Source organism: Edwardsiella hoshinae NBRC 105699 = ATCC 33379, assembly GCF_000474215.1.
GTDB classification, from domain to species: domain Bacteria; phylum Pseudomonadota; class Gammaproteobacteria; order Enterobacterales; family Enterobacteriaceae; genus Edwardsiella; species Edwardsiella hoshinae.
This window is the reverse complement of the sequence record NZ_BAUC01000010.1, coordinates 116112-132501: the sequence shown is the minus strand read 5'-3', so window position 1 is coordinate 132501 and position 16390 is coordinate 116112. Positions and strand designations below refer to the sequence as shown.

The 16390-nt window shown below is 56.0% G+C and carries 15 protein-coding genes; 3 read left to right on the top strand and 12 right to left on the bottom strand.

All coding sequences use genetic code 11. The features are described 5' to 3' along the window. Positions 1–7: 7 nt before the first annotated feature. Positions 8–628 carry a helix-turn-helix transcriptional regulator gene (locus EHO01S_RS04170; RefSeq protein WP_024522781.1) on the bottom strand — a complete coding sequence of 207 codons (621 nt, stop codon included), beginning with the start codon at positions 626–628 and terminating at the stop codon, positions 8–10. 306 nt (positions 629–934) lie between these two features. Here EHO01S_RS04170 and emrD point away from each other — a divergent pair, with 306 nt between their 5' ends. Then, positions 935–2119, top strand: a complete 1185-nt coding sequence (gene emrD / locus EHO01S_RS04165) for a multidrug efflux MFS transporter EmrD (RefSeq protein ID WP_024522780.1) — start codon at positions 935–937, stop codon at positions 2117–2119. A gap of 78 nt (positions 2120–2197) precedes the next feature. Here the strand turns inward: emrD and glpX are convergent, their stop codons facing one another. The 3 genes from glpX to EHO01S_RS04150 all read right to left on the bottom strand — a co-directional run bounded on the left by glpX (position 2198) and on the right by EHO01S_RS04150 (position 5796). Next, on the bottom strand, positions 2198–3208 hold the full coding sequence (glpX, locus tag EHO01S_RS04160; RefSeq protein ID WP_024522779.1) for a class II fructose-bisphosphatase: 1011 nt from the start codon (positions 3206–3208) through the stop codon (positions 2198–2200). A gap of 160 nt (positions 3209–3368) precedes the next feature. Further along, a complete protein-coding gene (glpK, locus tag EHO01S_RS04155) occupies positions 3369–4877 on the bottom strand; it encodes a glycerol kinase GlpK (protein ID WP_024522778.1) in 1509 nt (502 codons plus the stop codon). Between the two features lie 76 nt (positions 4878–4953). Continuing rightward, entirely contained in the window at positions 4954–5796 is an 843-nt protein-coding gene (locus EHO01S_RS04150; protein ID WP_024522777.1) for an MIP/aquaporin family protein, read from the bottom strand. Between the two features lie 482 nt (positions 5797–6278). Here EHO01S_RS04150 and zapB point away from each other — a divergent pair, with 482 nt between their 5' ends. After that, positions 6279–6521 carry a cell division protein ZapB gene (gene zapB, locus EHO01S_RS04145; protein ID WP_024522776.1) on the top strand — a complete coding sequence of 81 codons (243 nt, stop codon included), beginning with the start codon at positions 6279–6281 and terminating at the stop codon, positions 6519–6521. Positions 6522–6582: 61 nt separating this feature from the next. Here zapB and rraA read toward each other — a convergent pair whose 3' ends face one another. The 7 genes from rraA to priA all read right to left on the bottom strand — a co-directional run bounded on the left by rraA (position 6583) and on the right by priA (position 14752). Further along, positions 6583–7068: a ribonuclease E activity regulator RraA gene (gene rraA, locus EHO01S_RS04140; RefSeq protein WP_005290943.1), complete on the bottom strand. Its 486-nt coding sequence runs from the start codon at positions 7066–7068 to the stop codon at positions 6583–6585. A 110-nt stretch (positions 7069–7178) separates the two neighbouring features. After that, complete coding sequence (locus EHO01S_RS04135; RefSeq protein ID WP_024522775.1) at positions 7179–8096, bottom strand: 1,4-dihydroxy-2-naphthoate polyprenyltransferase; 918 nt, start codon at positions 8094–8096, stop codon at positions 7179–7181. A gap of 182 nt (positions 8097–8278) precedes the next feature. Further along, positions 8279–9610 carry an ATP-dependent protease ATPase subunit HslU gene (hslU, locus tag EHO01S_RS04125; protein WP_024522774.1) on the bottom strand — a complete coding sequence of 444 codons (1332 nt, stop codon included), beginning with the start codon at positions 9608–9610 and terminating at the stop codon, positions 8279–8281. 12 nt (positions 9611–9622) lie between these two features. After that, the gene (gene hslV, locus EHO01S_RS04120; RefSeq protein WP_005290933.1) at positions 9623–10153 is read right to left on the bottom strand and encodes an ATP-dependent protease subunit HslV; all 531 of its coding nucleotides are present in this window, start codon (positions 10151–10153) and stop codon (positions 9623–9625) included. Between the two features lie 87 nt (positions 10154–10240). Further along, entirely contained in the window at positions 10241–11191 is a 951-nt protein-coding gene (gene ftsN / locus EHO01S_RS04115; RefSeq protein ID WP_071990989.1) for a cell division protein FtsN, read from the bottom strand. Positions 11192–11257: 66 nt separating this feature from the next. After that, the gene (cytR, locus tag EHO01S_RS04110; RefSeq protein WP_071990988.1) at positions 11258–12262 is read right to left on the bottom strand and encodes a DNA-binding transcriptional regulator CytR; all 1005 of its coding nucleotides are present in this window, start codon (positions 12260–12262) and stop codon (positions 11258–11260) included. 294 nt (positions 12263–12556) lie between these two features. After that, entirely contained in the window at positions 12557–14752 is a 2196-nt protein-coding gene (gene priA, locus EHO01S_RS04105; RefSeq protein ID WP_024522771.1) for a primosomal protein N', read from the bottom strand. 201 nt (positions 14753–14953) lie between these two features. Between priA and rpmE the strand changes: the two genes are divergently transcribed. Beyond that, a complete protein-coding gene (gene rpmE, locus EHO01S_RS04100) occupies positions 14954–15166 on the top strand; it encodes a 50S ribosomal protein L31 (RefSeq protein WP_024522770.1) in 213 nt (70 codons plus the stop codon). A 325-nt stretch (positions 15167–15491) separates the two neighbouring features. Here the strand turns inward: rpmE and EHO01S_RS04095 are convergent, their stop codons facing one another. Next, on the bottom strand, positions 15492–15755 hold the full coding sequence (locus EHO01S_RS04095; protein WP_024522769.1) for a PapB/FocB family fimbrial expression transcriptional regulator: 264 nt from the start codon (positions 15753–15755) through the stop codon (positions 15492–15494). Positions 15756–16390 lie beyond the last annotated feature (635 nt).

The window sequence follows — 16390 nt, the reverse complement described above, 5'->3', positions numbered from 1 at the left end:
ATGTTAATCACTCCCGGGAGGTTATGCGGTAAGCACAGCGACGAGAGTCGCTGATGATGTGCTCTACGCGTTCAATGTGATACTCGGAGCCTAGCAGGCGGTTAAGCAGGCGTAGCTCGGAGTGGCACAGCTTACCGCAGGTCCTGGCGGCGATGCCAATGGGACAATGGTTCTCGACTAATACTACCGCATTATTTTCGAACTCGACCTCGGCCATGTAGCCATCGTTTTGGCGCAGACGAGCCAATGCCCGGAAGCGCTCTTCGCCGGCGGGATGCTGTGCTAACTCGTTAGCGTAACGGGTATAGAGGGCATCTTCACGGATTTCGAGTAATTGTTCGACGCCTTGGTTACCAAACAGTTTCTGCGTCCCCTCCAGTAGGGTCCGAGAGAGATCGCGGTGGCGGTCGGGAAATTGGGCGTGTCCCTTGCCGGTCAGTGACCAGAAGCGAGTAGGGCGCCCGACCTTGGTACGCGACTCCTCATAACAGACTAGTTCCCGTTGTTCGAGCTGCTGTAAATGTTGACGCACCCCCATAGTGGTGATGGCGATGCGCTCTGCCAGCATTTTGGCCGATTGCGGACCTAGGCTCTTTAGCTGCAACAAGATGAGTTCGGGTGTCTTCATGGCACAGATCCTTGTGGTAGGCGAGACATTGATAATCAACCGAGTTTAATAACTTATAAAACTCCATTAAATGATAAATATTCTTTATTTTTAAACTTGTCGCAGAATCCCTTCGTTGTTGTCACATTTACTTTACGCTAACGGCGATCCGCGCTGCCAACAAAAATCAGGACAAAGAGCGAGTATGAGAACAAATTTTAGCTTTATCTGTTAGATTATGCGCCCGAATATGGTCATAGATTCCACAGATTTATTGTTTCTGCGGTTTATCACTCTGGTTAACAATGCGTTGGTAAGCGTAACATAATGAGAAAGCTAGAAAATTTTCATCTGTTGGTCATGTTGATTCTGCTGGTCGCCGTTGGTCAGATGGCGCAAACCATCTATGTTCCTTCGATCCCCGACATGGGCCACGATCTGGGCGTGCGGAGCGGCGCGTTGCAAAGCGTGATGGCGGCGTATTTGCTGACCTATGGTGCCTCGCAATTGATCTATGGTCCTTTGTCCGATCGTGTCGGTCGTCGTCCGGTGATCTTGGCCGGGATGGGGATTTTTATGTTGGGCGCGTTAGCGGCGCTGCTGGCGCCCAGCCTGCATATCTTGGTACTGGCCGCTGCGCTGCAAGGGTTGGGGACCGGAGTGGCCGGGGTGATGGCGCGTACCATGCCGCGCGACCTGTATAGCGGTACGGCGTTACGTTACGCGAATAGCTTATTGAATATGGGGATCTTAGTCAGTCCCTTACTGGCGCCAGTGATCGGTGGTCTGCTGGATGCCTTTATCAGTTGGCGCGCTTGCTTCGCCTTTCTACTGGTATTATGTGCAGGCGTGGCTTACAGCATGTTTCGTTGGTTGCCGGAGACACGCCCGGCGGCGGCAGGAGGCAGCAATCTGGTCGTTAGCTACCGCCAACTGTTGGGGAGCGGTCAGTTTGTCTGCTACCTGATCATGCTGGTCGGCGGATTGGCTGGCGTGGCAGTGTTTGAAGCGTGCTCCGGCGTCTTGTTGGGGGGAGTGTTGCACCTTAGCGGCATCGTGGTCAGTATCCTGTTTATTTTGCCGATCCCGGCCGCTTTCTTCGGCGCTTGGTATGCGGGGCGCCCGGGAAAGTCCTTCGCTACCTTGATGTGGCATGCGGTCTTTAGCTGCCTGTTGGCTGGGTTGCTGATGTGGATGCCGAGTTGGTTTGGGATCATTAATATTTGGACGTTGATCGTACCGGCTGCGTTGTTCTTCTTTGGCGCCGGGATGCTATTTCCGCTGGCTACCACGGGGGCGATGGAGCCTTTCCCGCTGTTGGCGGGCGCGGCCGGCGCACTAGTCGGCGGATTACAAAACGTCGGTTCGGGGACGATGGCTTGGTTCTCCGCGTTATTACCGCAGAATAGCCAGTTCAGCCTAGGGATGCTGATGAGTGCCATGGCGGTGATGATCCTGTTGTGTTGGTTGCCCATCGCCCATAAGGTGCGCCAACAGGGACAGATCCTGTAAGCCGAGGGGATGGCTGTGGGGCATTATTCAAACTAGATGGCGCGCCAGGTGGCGCGCCATTTTACATCACAGGAGATGTTACAGGATGATGTCACGGATCTGGGCGTCTTTACGCTCCAGATAGTGAGTGGAGCGGATGCGGCGGATAGTGCGCGACTTGCCACGAATCAATAGGGTCTCGGTGGTGGCAACGTTACCTTTGCGGTAGATGCCGTCCAGCAGATCGCCTTTGGTAATGCCAGTTGCTGAGAAGATCACATTATCATTGCGCGCCATGTCACTCAGAGCCAGCACCTCACCAGCGCAGATCCCCATTTGCTCACAGCGCGCCAGCTCCTGTTCGCCCAGACGGCGATTTTCCGGGGTATCTCCCTTCACCTGATGGCGGGCCAGCAAACGGCCTTGCATATCGCCATCCAGGGCACGGATCACCGCGGCGGAAACCACTCCCTCCGGGGCGCCACCAATGCCATACATCACATCGACTTCACTCTCCGGCATACACGTCAGAATCGAAGCCGCCACATCGCCGTCGGGAATGGCGAAGACTCGTACCCCTAACGCTTGCATCGCGGCAATGTTGCCGTCGTGACGTGGTTTGGCCAAGGTGATCACCGTCAGTTGCGACAGCGGCTTGCCCAGCCGCTCGGCAATGTTGCGTAGGTTGGCCTCTAGCGGCAAAGTGAGATCGACGCAACCTTTCGCTTGTGGCCCGACTACCAATTTCTCCATATACATATCTGGGGCGTGCAGGAAGGTACCCTTATCGCCGACGGCCATTACGGCCAGCGCGTTAGCCTGTCCCATGGCCGTCATGCGGGTGCCTTCGATGGGATCGACGGCAATGTCGACCTGATCGCCTTGGCCGCTGCCGACGCGTTCGCCGATATACAGCATAGGTGCCTCATCGATTTCCCCCTCACCGATGACGATCTCCCCGTCGATGTCGACCTGGTTAAGCATGATGCGCATGGCGTTGACGGCGGCACCGTCGGCCGCATTTTTATCGCCGCGCCCCAACCACTTATATCCGGCCAGTGCGGCCGCTTCGGTGACGCGAGAGAACTCAATGGCTAATTCACGTTTCATGATGGTCCTGCAATGATGAGAATAAAATAAGCAATAAGATGACGGGGGGCGATTCTAACACAGAGCGGGTGAAACGTTTGCGTCGGAAACGCAGGTTAACGTTGACCCAAAATAAAAAAGGGGCGATTGCTCGCCCCATGATCGCATCAGATTGGGGAGATCAGTCGTGATCCTCCCAAGCTTGGGCTCGGGCGACCGCCTTCTTCCAGCCGCTGTAGCGGTAATTACGCTCTACGGTCTCAATGCCAGGACGGAATTCGCGTTCGATGCTGGCCTTGCTGCTTAGCTCATCCAGGTCATTCCAGTAACCGACGGCGAGGCCGGCCAAGTAGGCGGCACCGAGGGCGGTGACTTCCAGTACGGCGGGACGTTCGACCCGGGTACCGAGGATGTCGGACTGGAACTGCATCAGGAAGTTGTTGGCTACCGCACCGCCGTCGACGCGTAGCGCTTGCAGGCGGGTATTGGCGTCAGCTTGCATCGCGTCCAGGACATCGCGCGTCTGATAAGCGATAGACTCCAGGGTTGCGCGGATGATGTGGTTATTATTCACGCCGCGTGTCAGACCAAAGATGGCACCGCGGGCGTAGGGATCCCAGTAGGGTGCGCCCAGGCCGGTGAAGGCGGGAACGACATAGACGCCGTTGCTGTCTTTGACCTTGCTGGCGAAGTACTCGGAGTCGGCCGCATCGTTAATCAGTTTCAGCTCGTCGCGCAGCCACTGGATAGAAGCACCGCCGATGAATACCGCCCCTTCCAAGGCATAGTTGACCTCGCCGCGTGGGCCGCAAGCGATGGTCGTCAACAGGCCGTGCTGTGACGGTACCGCCTCTTTGCCGGTATTCATCAGCAGGAAGCAGCCCGTACCGTAGGTATTTTTCGCCATCCCCGGCTGCACACACAGTTGGCCGAACAGCGCTGCTTGCTGGTCACCGGCGATGCCGGCGATCGGAATGCGAGTACCGCCCTTGCCACCGATATTGGTCTTACCGTAGATCTCGGAGGAAGCGCGTACTTGCGGCAGCATGGCGCGCGGGATATCCAAGACCTCCAGCATGCGTTCATCCCAGTCCAGGGTATGGATGTTGAAGAGCATGGTACGGGAGGCGTTGGTGTAGTCGGTGACATGTACCCGTCCCTGAGTCATCTTCCAAACCAGCCAGGTGTCGACGGTGCCGAACAGCAACTCACCACGCTGAGCACGTTCGCGAGCACCTTCGACGTGGTCCAGGATCCATTTCACCTTGGTGCCGGAGAAGTAGGGATCGACCACCAGGCCGGTATTGTGGCGGATGTACTCTTCCAGTCCATCACGTTTCAGTTGCTCGCAGATATCGGCGGTTCGTCGGCATTGCCAGACGATGGCGTTGTAGATCGGTTTACCGCTCTCTTTCTCCCAGACGATGGTGGTCTCACGCTGGTTGGTGATGCCGATGGCGGCGATCTGATCGGACTCGATATCGGCTTTGGCCATCGCTTCGGTCAGCGTGGAGCTCTGGGTCGCCCAAATCTCCATGGGGTCGTGCTCAACCCAGCCTGCCTTGGGGTAAATCTGCTCAAACTCGCGTTGGGACACGCTGACGATATTAGCGTCATGGTCGAGGATCACGGCACGAGAGCTGGTGGTGCCCTGGTCAAGAGCGACAATGTATTTTTGTTGGGTTGTCATGGTCGTTATCCTGGATTGGTGTTGGGAAGTCCGGTGCGCGCTCAAAGACCGGGAAGTCTCCTCCCCGGAAACCTTATCAGGCTTTGGACTGCTCGGAATGCTTTTTCTCGTCGCCGGCGGCACAGACATCACATGGTAGATGGCGGCCGATCAAGGCACGGTAGCCGAAAGCGCCCAGGCAGGCGCCGATGATCGGGCCAACGATGGGGACTAAGAAGTAAGGGATGGTACGCCCGCCAGTAAAGGCGATCTCCCCCCAGCCCGCCATCCAAGCGAAGGCTTTCGGGCCGAAGTCACGCGCCGGGTTCAGCGCGAAGCCGGTCAGCGGCCCCATTGCGGCGCCGATGACGGCGATTAACACACCGATCAGCAGTGGCGCCAGCGGGCCGCGTGGAATGCCGTTGCCATCGTCGGTTAGCGCTAAGATCAGACACATCAGGATAGCGGTGATGACGGTCTCTACTAACAGTGCCTGCCATACGGTGATGTGCGGGTTCGGGTAGGTAGAGAAGATGCCGGCGAGCGTCAGGCTCTCTTCGCTGCCGCGTACCATATTGTGAGCCTGTTCATAGTCGAGAAACAGGTTGTGATACAAGACATAGACTAAGGCGGCGGCACAAAACGCACCGGCGACTTGAGCGATGATGTAGGGGATCACTTTACGGCGGTCGAAACAGGCGAATAGCCAAAGGGCAATGGTGACCGCCGGATTGAGGTGTGCACCAGAGATGGCGGCCGTCAGATAGATGGCCAACGCCACGCCCAGACCCCAGATAACGCTAATCTCCCAGAGGCTTAAGCTGGCCCCGGCCAGCTTCATGGCGGCGACGCAGCCGCAGCCGAAGAAGATCAGCAGGGCAGTGCCCAGAAATTCGGCGATACACTGTCCTTTTAATGTCGAACTCGCTGTCTGGCTCATAACAAGAAATCCTGCGATGAAGAGGTGGAAGATCGGTATCCGCTGTGAACATGAAACACGTTGCGATGTGAATTTATCGTTAACGAGCGAAAACGAGAAATAGCGAAATTTAAATGTGTGTGTTTTGTCAAAAAAATGGTCGTTTTCGCGTATATTGTGTGACTTAGCCACGAAATGTTTTGTGATCTGACCACTGACGGCGATCACGTCGAGGTGTATTTGTTTATTTTATGTTTGTTGGTAACTTTTTTTTAAATCGGTTATTGCGGCGTAAAAGTGCGGGCGCCATAGCTGAATTTGTTACAGACTGGGACGCGGCCTAGACAGTAAGGGGTGGGCTACATACAATCGGGTCAATGAGGTTTGTGCGCCGGCCTGACGGCCTGCGCGATGAGGGCGCCCATTTAGGATACGTTCGCCGTCGTTGCGGCGGCGTGCGTAACGGTAAGACGTACGCCTGGCTACTATTGAGGGGACAGATTATGTCATTTGAAGTATTTGAGAAACTGGAAGCGAAAGTTCAGCAGGCGATCGACACCATTACCCTGCTACAGATGGAGATTGAAGAGCTGAAAGATAAGAACAATCAGCTCAATCAGGAAGTGCAGCAAGCGGCGAGCAATCGCGAAGCCCTGCTGCGCGAGAATGAGCAGTTGAAGCACGAGCAAGGCGCATGGCAGGAGCGGCTGCGCGCCCTGCTAGGTAAGATGGATGAAGTGAACTAAGCTTGCTGGCCTAATGAAAAAGGCGCTCGCAGAGCGCCTTTTTGTTGCCATAACGCGATGATTACTCGAGATCCAGCGGCTCTTCCGCCAGGATAATACCGGTGTTGTCGGCATACAGATGGTCACCGGAGAAGAACGTGACGCCGCCGAAGTTGACGCGGATGTCGCTCTCACCGATGCCGGCGCTGTCTGCTCCGACGGGAATCGCGGCCATCGCCTGGATGCCGATGTCTAGCTCTTCCAGGTCATCCACTTGGCGTACTGCACCGTATACCACGATGCCTTCCCACTCATTTTGTACCGCCAGCCGAGCCAGTTCGGCGTTGATCAGTGCTCGTCGCACCGAGCCTCCGCCGTCGACGACGAGAACCCGGCCCCGACCATTCTCTTCCAACAGATCGTAGAGCAGTCCGTTATCTTCAAAGCATTTGACCGTAATGATCTGGCCGCCAAAGGAAGAACGCCCACCGAAGTTGGAGAACAACGGTTCTACAACATTCACCTCTTCATGGTAAATGTCACATAGTTCGGAAGTATCGTATTTCATGGGTCCACGTCCGGTTGCCGCAGGAATTATCAGTATATCCCCTTAATGCGCTTGTTGGCAAAAGCGGCGATGATGTGGTGGTACCGCCCATGGTGGGCGGCACTTGGTCGTTAGCTCAGTACGGTGCCGACGGCGAACAACAAGTTGGTCAGCAGTGCACCTTTGACCATATTTTCCAACATCGGCCGCATCGCCTCCGGCGAGCGCTGATGTAACACATAGCTGGCGTGGCGGTAGAGCATCGGGACGGCGAGGACGAATAACCAGCCGACCCGGCTGCGTAGATCCAGGAGGGCGAATAGTGCCAGGCAGAGCACTGCGCCACCCAGCAGTGCGGCATGGTAATAGCGAGCGTTACGTGGGCCGAGACGTACCGCCAGGGTATTCTTACCGTTACGCGCATCGTTTTCAATATCGCGCAGGTTATTGATATTTAAAACAGCAGCAGCCAATAGACCGCAGGCCGTCGCCGGCAACATCACCACCTGATCGAAAGTCCCAGCCTGAAGATAGTAAGTCCCTGCGACGCTTAGCCAACCGAAGAAGATTAACACCGAAATATCACCCAGCCCCATGTAACCGTAAGGTCGTGTGCCGACGGTGTAGGTAATGGCGGCGATGATAGCCATCAAGCCCAGCAGTAGGAAGCCGAGAATATCTTGCGGTTTCTGGCAGGCAATGGCGATCAACGCGCTGCCGGAGATAATGGTCAGCAGGACGGTGATGATCAGGGCGCGCTTCATCTGTGCTTGGCTGATCACACCTTTTTGCATACCGCGTAATGGCCCGATGCGTTCTGGGGTGTCGCTGCCTTTAATGGCATCGCCATAGTCGTTGGCCAGATTGGAGAGGATCTGCAACAGGGCGGCGGTCAGCAGGGCCAGTAAGGCGATGCCGAGGCTAAAGGTATGCTGCCAGGCGGCGATAGCCGAGCCGGTGATAATCGAGGCTAGAGCCAACGGCAACGTGCGCAGACGCAGACTTTCCAGCCAGGCGCGCGGCCGGCTGATCGGGGTCAATGAAGTCATGTTATGGTTTCAGTTACAAGGGCAAGCGCCTCTCAGCCAGGCAGAGGGGGATCGCCGGGTTATCGCATCCATCCATATTAACAAACCGCTACCCATCCGTGGATCCTGCACGATCGAAATAAGAAAAGGGAAGGCGGACGCCTTCCCCTGACAATGATCGAAAAGGACGGTTTCTGGGGCGATTATAGAATAAACCGACTCAGATCTTCATCTGCTACCAACTCATCGAGGTGATTACCTACGTAATCGGCATCGATAGTGATGGCGGCCCCGTTCATTTCGCTGGCCTCGAAGGAGATCTCTTCCATCAGGCGCTCCATCACGGTATGCAGACGACGGGCGCCGATGTTTTCAGCGCTCTCGTTAACCTGCCAGGCCGCTTCAGCGATACGCCGGATACCATCGGCGGTAAAGGTGATGTTGACCCCTTCGGTGGCCATCAGCGCCTGGTACTGTTCGGTCAATGAGGCGCTCGGCTCTGTCAGGATACGTTCGAAGTCTTCGGTGGTCAGCGCCTGGAGTTCGACACGGATCGGTAGACGGCCCTGTAGTTCGGGGATCAGATCGGCGGGGCTAGAGACTTGGAAAGCGCCGGAGGCGATAAACAGGATGTGGTCGGTTTTGACCATCCCGTGCTTAGTGTTGACCGTGCAGCCCTCGATTAGCGGCAGCAGGTCGCGCTGTACCCCTTCGCGCGAGACATCCGGCCCGGAGCTTTCGCCGCGCTTACAGATTTTGTCGATCTCGTCGATAAAGACGATACCGTTTTGCTCTACGGCTTCGATAGCTTGATGCTTCAGCTCTTCGGGGTTGACCAGCTTGGCGGCTTCTTCTTCGATCAGCTGTTTGAAGGCATCCTTGATCTTAATCTTGCGCGGCTTGGTCTTCTGGCCCCCCAGATTTTGGAACATGGATTGCAGCTGGCTGGTCATCTCTTCCATACCGGGAGGTGCCATGATCTCGACGCCCATCGGGGCGGCGGCCAGTTCGATTTCGATCTCTTTATCGTCCAGCTCGCCTTCACGCAGCTTCTTACGGAAGCTCTGGCGTGCCGGTGAGTTTTCGTTGCTCTGCTCGGCCTGACCCCAGTTGTTCTTGGCCGGTGGGATGAGTACGTCCAGGATACGCTCTTCCGCCATCTCTTCGGCACGGTAGCGGTTTTTCTCGATGGATTGTGCCCGGATCATCTTCATCGCGGAGTCAGTCAGATCGCGGATGATGGAGTCAACCTCCTTGCCCACGTAGCCGACTTCAGTAAATTTGGTCGCTTCAACCTTGATGAACGGAGCATTGGCTAACTTGGCCAGACGGCGGGCGATTTCGGTTTTACCGACGCCGGTAGGACCGATCATCAGGATATTTTTCGGCGTGACCTCGTGGCGTAGCGCCTCGCCGAGTTGCATGCGGCGCCAACGGTTACGTAGCGCGATCGCTACGGCGCGTTTGGCGGAGTGTTGGCCGATGATGTAACTGTCGAGTTCGCTGACAATTTCGCGTGGGGTCATCTCAGACATGATGTGCAGTCCTTACGCTTTGGAATCTAATTCTTCAATGGTGTGGAACTGGTTGGTGTAGATGCAGATGTCGCCTGCAATCCCCAGCGCCTTTTCTACGATGTCGCGGGCGCCCAGCTCGGTATTCTCTAGCAGTGCGCGAGCGGCGGCTTGAGCATAGGGGCCGCCGGAACCGATAGCGATCAGATCGTTTTCCGGTTGGACCACATCGCCGTTACCGGTGATGATCAATGAGGCGTTCTCATCGGCAACCGCCAACAAGGCCTCCAGTTTGCGCAGCATGCGGTCGGTACGCCAATCTTTGGCCAGCTCGACTGCCGCCTTCACCAGATGACCTTGGTGCAGCTCCAGTTTACGTTCGAACAGCTCAAACAGGGTAAAGGCGTCGGCGGTACCCCCTGCGAATCCGGCGATGACGCGATCGTTGTATAGACGGCGTACCTTGCGGACGTTACCCTTCATTACGGTATTGCCCAGCGTGGCCTGACCATCCCCACCGATCACTACTTTGCCGTTACGGCGAACGCTAACTATTGTTGTCATGAACAGACCCCCGTGGCTGAAAAGTGATCCTCCCGTCGCGTAGGACGGGAGGCATTACCTGATCAGGTGGGGGAGATTTTGGGGATTTCAACCCCCACTGGCCAGCGTGATACAGCCAGACATGCCATTTCCTTTCAGACGAGCGATCATCTTGTCCGCCGCGGGTCGGCTGGCGTAGGGGCCGAGTAGTACGCGGTGCCAACCGCCGCCGCTGGTGATGCGGCTTTCGATACCACCGAAGGCTAATTGAGCTCGGACTGACTCAGCCTGATCGGTATTACGGAACGAACCGCACTGGATCAGCCATTTCTGGCCGCTCGCCTTTTCCTCCGGTTTCTCGGCCGGTTTCTCCCGCGCCGTTTGCGGCGCGGGGGGAGGCGTCACGCTACGTTCCCGTTCTCGGTTGGCGGGGGGCGACGTTTGCGCCTGGCTTGGGTGCGACGGGACGGCGTTGCTTGGCGATTGCGCGAAAGGATTACGCGCCGCCGGTGCAGGTTGTGCCTGACGCGCCGGGGCCTGATTTGTTGGCTGCGGAGGTGGCGTGGGCTGGCTATAACGCACCTCCGGCATCCGGCTGTTGTGTGGGGCGACAGTCACGGGAGATTGATCGTTATAGGGGACTTCCGACAGCTGCGTCGGTGCCTGACGCATGTCGGCCTGCATTTGTTCCAACAGTTGGCGTTGTTCTTCGGTCAACTGCGGCTGTCCCTGCTGCGGCATGCCGCCGCTCGGTTCCGTTGGCATCGTAACGCCAACTTGGCGATTTTCCAGCTCCTTGATATAGCGCCAGCGTTCTTCTGGCTTGGGCGGAAGGCCATTCTTAGGATGCGGCGACGCCTCCGGCAACAGCGTATCGCTGTCCGGTTTATGCTGGGTTAGAAAATAGAGGCCCCCGGCAAAGGTTGCCAGCACGGCCAGGGCGAGCACCATCATGGTTCGAGATACTCCAGAACCCGAGCGCCGTTTCTTTCCCCGGCCGTTGCTTTTGCGTTTGGCGCCCGAAGCGCGCCCGCGACTCACATAGTCTCTTTGTGCCACTGTCGTTTCGCTACAACTCAATAGTCAATATCAAGACGCCATGTTACTGAACTCAGGTGCAATTCACTAGCGTTTCGCCACCGCCGTGCTGCCACGGATAATCAGCTCACTCTCCAACAGGCGTGAGCCGCTGGGGATGCGGTGATGATGCAACTGCTCCAGTAGTAAGAGCATGGCCTCGCGCCCGATCTGGTAGCGGGGCTGGGCCACGGTAGTCAGCGGCGGATCGACATACTGCGCGAGGCGAATGTCGTCGAAGCCGATGATCGAGAGATCGTCGGGCACGCGGATCCCCATTTTCTTCGCTTGGGACAGCGCTCCGATTGCCATCACATCACTATGACAGAAAAGAGCGGTGGGCGGCTGTGGCAAGCTCATTAGCTGAGCTAACGCCTTGGCGCCAGCTTCGAAGGTGAAGTCACCGTGTGCCACATAGCCTGCCTCGCTGAGTCCGCAGCGGCGTAGTGCTTGGATGTAACCTTGTAGACGATATTGACTCAACGGCATATGTTCCGGGCCAGCCAGGCAACCGATGCGCTGGTGGCCGAGATCGTGCAGGTAAAGTACCGCCTTGAAAGCGGCGGTCAGGTTATCGATGTGTACCGTCGGCAGTTCTAACTCTGGCGCGAATTCGTTTGCCATCACCATTGGTGGCAGATTGCGCTGCTCCTCTTTGCTGGCATCGAAAGGGATGTTGGAGCCGAGTAACAACATGCCGTCGATCTGCTTGGTGATGATCAAGTTAACGAAAGTTTTCTCTTGTTGCATCTGCTGGGCGCAGTCACCGAGCAACACCAGGTAGCCATGCTCGGCGGCGGTGCGTTCGATCCCCTGGATCACTTCGGCAAAGAAGGGATCGCAGATGTCTGGGACGATCACCAGGATGGTGCGCGATTCGCCACGTTTGTTGCTACGCGCCAAGGTGTGCGGGGCATAGCCGACGGCCAAGACGGCCTGTTCCACTTTTTGCCGAGTGGTGGCGGAGACTTTCTCTGGGTTCATTAAGGCCCGCGATACCGTTGCGGTAGATACGCCGGCATACTCCGCCACATCTTTCATGGTGGCGTTCATTGATTTCTCTTCCAACGCGTTTCTCCTTGCGTCAGTCCATGCTGGCGCGATGACATGACTTCCCGATCATTATCCCGCGGCGAAGGTAACGATTGCGCCAGCGATAACACTGCCATACCCGGCGGCGTGTTGCTCCATTACCGGGAATGGCTGCCCTGAGCGGGCAGCCGATGGGTATACGATCACATATTAAACGGAACAGTGGGGAGGACTGTTACTTAATTTGCAGGAAAAGTGTGATGTAAATAGATTTTTTCGATCCTGATCGCACTTCATTCGCGTCAGAGGGACGTGTTAACTGTCGATCGGGTCGACATCGATCGACCATTTTACCTTCTTATAGGCCGGTAAGCTTGGGATCAGAGGTAACGTCGCTTGCAGCAGTCGCTGTAGCCGAGCGCGCGAGGGGTGCTGCAACAGCAACTGCCAGCGATAGCGTCCCCCGCGTTTAGCCTGGAGCGCGGGTACCGGTCCGAGCAGCCATAGCCCTTCGTCATTAGGGGAATGTGTCTGCAACAGGGTGCGTAGCTGTTGCAGGAAGGTGTTAGCCTGCTGGTTGTCGTGGTCGTCGGCCCGCAGCATCACATGATGGGTGAAAGGGGGAAGAAATACGCTCTGGCGCTCTTGCAACGCTTGGTGAGCGAAGGCGTCATACCCTTGATGTAGTAGGGTTTGCAGTAGGGGGTGATCGGGGTGATGGGTCTGGAGCAACACCTCGCCGCGCTTCCCGGCGCGTCCGGCGCGTCCTGCTACCTGGATATATAACTGAGCGAAACGTTCGGCGGCATGAAAATCGGCGGAAAATAGCGCGCCATCGACATCCAACAGCGCAACTAGCGTGACGTTGGGAAAATGGTGGCCTTTAGCCAGCATCTGAGTACCGATTAGAATACGTGGCCCGCCTTGATGAACCTCTGCCAACTGTTGCTCCAAGGCGCCCTTGCGGCTGGTGGTGTCGCGATCGATGCGGGTCAGCGGTACTTGTGGCAACATTTCGGCCAGCTCGTGCTCCAGTTGTTCCGTGCCCAGGCCGACGGGAACCAGGTGGGTCGAGCCGCATTGCGGACATTGGCGCGGTACCGGCCGTTGACTGTCGCAGTGGTGGCAGCGTAGCAGGCGTTGGCCCTGATGTAGAGTATAGAAGTGATCACAGCGTGGGCATTCGGCGATCCAGCCGCATTCATGACACAGCAGCGCCGGGGCATAACCACGGCGATTGAGGAACAGGATCACCTGATTGCCGGCAGCGGTATGTTGACGGATGCGTTCGATCAACGCTGGGGCCAGGCCCGCCTTGAGAGGTAACCCCTTGAGATCGATCAAATGCTGCGTAGCGGGCTTGGCGTTGCCGGCACGCTGTGTCAGGCACAGGCGGCGGTACTTCCCCGTCTCGACGTTGTGCAGGGTTTCTAGCGCCGGGGTGGCGGAGCCGAGAAGAATGGGGATTCCCTCTAGATGAGCGCGTAATACCGCTAGATCGCGGGCGTGATAACGCCATCCTTCTTGTTGCTTGTAGGAGCCGTCATGCTCCTCGTCAATGATGATGCCACCCAGACGGGCGAACGGAGTGAACAATGCCGAGCGAGTTCCGATAACGATGGCACTCTCGCCATCGCGGGCGCGTAACCAGGCCGATAGCCGTTCGCTGTCGTTGAGTCCTGAGTGCAGTACGTCCACCGGCACGTTGAAACGTTGCCGGAAGCGAGTGATGGTCTGGGGAGTCAGGCCGATCTCTGGCACCAGTACCAGCGCCTGTTTGCCGCGGGCCAACAGGTTCTCAATGACGCTCAGGTAGACCTCTGTCTTACCTGAGCCGGTAACCCCAGCTAATAACCAAGGACTGAATTGCTCGTCATCGGCACGGATAGCACCGACGGCAGTCGCCTGTTCGGCGTTGAGCGTCAGGCGATCGGCACTCGGGGCAAAGGTGGTGCGCCAGTCTTCAGGCGGTGTCGACTCGCTTTCTAATGCGATGAGCCCTTTATTCTTTAAAGCCTGGAACGCACTATCGCTGAGATCGAACTCCTCGACCTGGTGGCGATAGAGGGCCTGACGTGCCAGTGTCGCTAATACCTGCTGTTGCTTCGGTGCGCGCGTCAGTGTTGCGGGATCGATGCGTTCGCCCTGCGGGGTCAGTCGCCAGCGCCACAGCGGTGGGTGGCTGGCCGCTTTACCCTGGCGTAATAACTGCGGCAGGGCGTGAAACAGTACCTCGCCGATGGGATGGTGGTAGTAGTCGGTAGCCCAGCGCAGCAGCCGCCATTGCGTAGGACTGAACAGCGGTTGATTGTCGAGGAGTTGTGTGATGCTTTTTAGACTCTCTGGTGCCAGTTCGCTGTGTTCACTGGTCGCCACGATGAGACCGATCAGCGTACGGTTCCCGAAAGGAACGCGGACGCGGCAACCCGCCTGAGCAAGCATACCGGGTGGTAATAGGTAGTCAAAGGTGCGGGCCAAAGGTACGGGCAGCGCTACGTGGGCTACGGACATCGCGTTTTCCTGCGGGTGAACGGCGTTATAGTGTACACCGGATAGCGCCGGGATCGATGTGGGTGATTGCGTTAGTCGGCTATTTTCTGTATGATTCGCCGCCTTTGATATCGTTTTGTATCAAACCCGATTTTATCAACCACGCGTGGTGTCTGGCGGAAGAGGGCCGGATAGCGACGCGGCCTTAACAGAGGTTTTCCCATGAAAGAAGGTATCCACCCGAACTATGTTGCTATCACGGCAACCTGCTCTTGCGGCAACGTGATCAAGACCCGCTCTACCGTTGGTCACGATCTGAACCTGGACGTGTGCGACAAGTGCCACCCGTTCTACACCGGTAAGCAGCGTGACGTCGCTACCGGCGGCCGCGTTGACCGCTTCAACAAGCGTTTCAACATGGTTGGCTCCAAGTAATTTGGATCCGGCGAAAAAGGCACCCATAGGGTGCCTTTTTTATTGGGCCGCATTCAGCGCGGCACCCCTTGGCGAGGTAGGCGATCCCACACGTTCTTCTGTGCTGTGGCGGCCTGCATGCGCAGGGGGAGCCACGACGCTCAGAGCTACCGCCGTACGAGAGCAAAATCTCGCCGGAGGGGAGAACCTATCCCATTAGGCTATTTTACGTGCTGCCTTCCCACCGTATCGCTCCGTGTGGTGTCTGCTCCATTCTCTGCCCGGACACGCTAGCATTCGCCTGGATACAATAATGGTGCCTACTGGGATGGGTTCTTTACCGCGCTTAGTTGAGATGGGGGTAAAGTTCTAAGATACGCTTACATAGCGCCTGTATTTCCCTTATTTTAATGGAAAGATAACCAGGATTGACTTGATTGCGTTCGCAGACCAATTTCCTGCTGTGTCCCAGAACAAAATAATCGCGTAATGCCATGATGACCTTTGCGCTACGCACGGACGAGATATCGACCAGCAGGCGAAATTGCTCTTCGGTTACTTCCCCAGGCTGCAAAGCATAACCAGGATGAATGAATTCTATTTTTTTCATAATATTCCACCGGTAAATTAAGTAGTAACGTCATCCCCCCTCTATTACCTAGTCTGATGAATTTCAGGTAAGGGTGGTAGCCTCGCCCTAGTAAGGCGGATCAATCAGGTTGGGAGACAATAAAAAAATACTCTTTAACTAACTAAATAAAATATCGATATGTCATCGATTATCGATAGATGATAATAATGTGTCTTATTCTTACATATCATTCTGATGAATCAGTATGGAAGCGGTGACACCATATCGATATGGTGTACATCGATATCGTCGTTGATGTGAAAGAGGCACTCTCATGATTACTTTCCCCCCATGGGGTCTGGCCAAACTCGCCGAGATCAGGCATGTCATATACGCTGTAATGAGCTATCGGTTATCGCTAGCAATAATCTACATTCGCGACTGCCTCTTATGGGCGTGGTTGTTATTCCCCGTAAAATATAGTGTTTTATATTGCTTGATGCATTATATGTGATCTCTTTTCCTGTACAAAGTTGAAATTATAAAATCAAACACCATTACTTCACTATTAATTGGGTTTATCAGCTATAAAGAAAGTTATTTTTAGCTGTAAAGGCTGCGATTCTTATAAAACAATAATATAAAAATAATGGAAATTGACCGAATTCGATAAA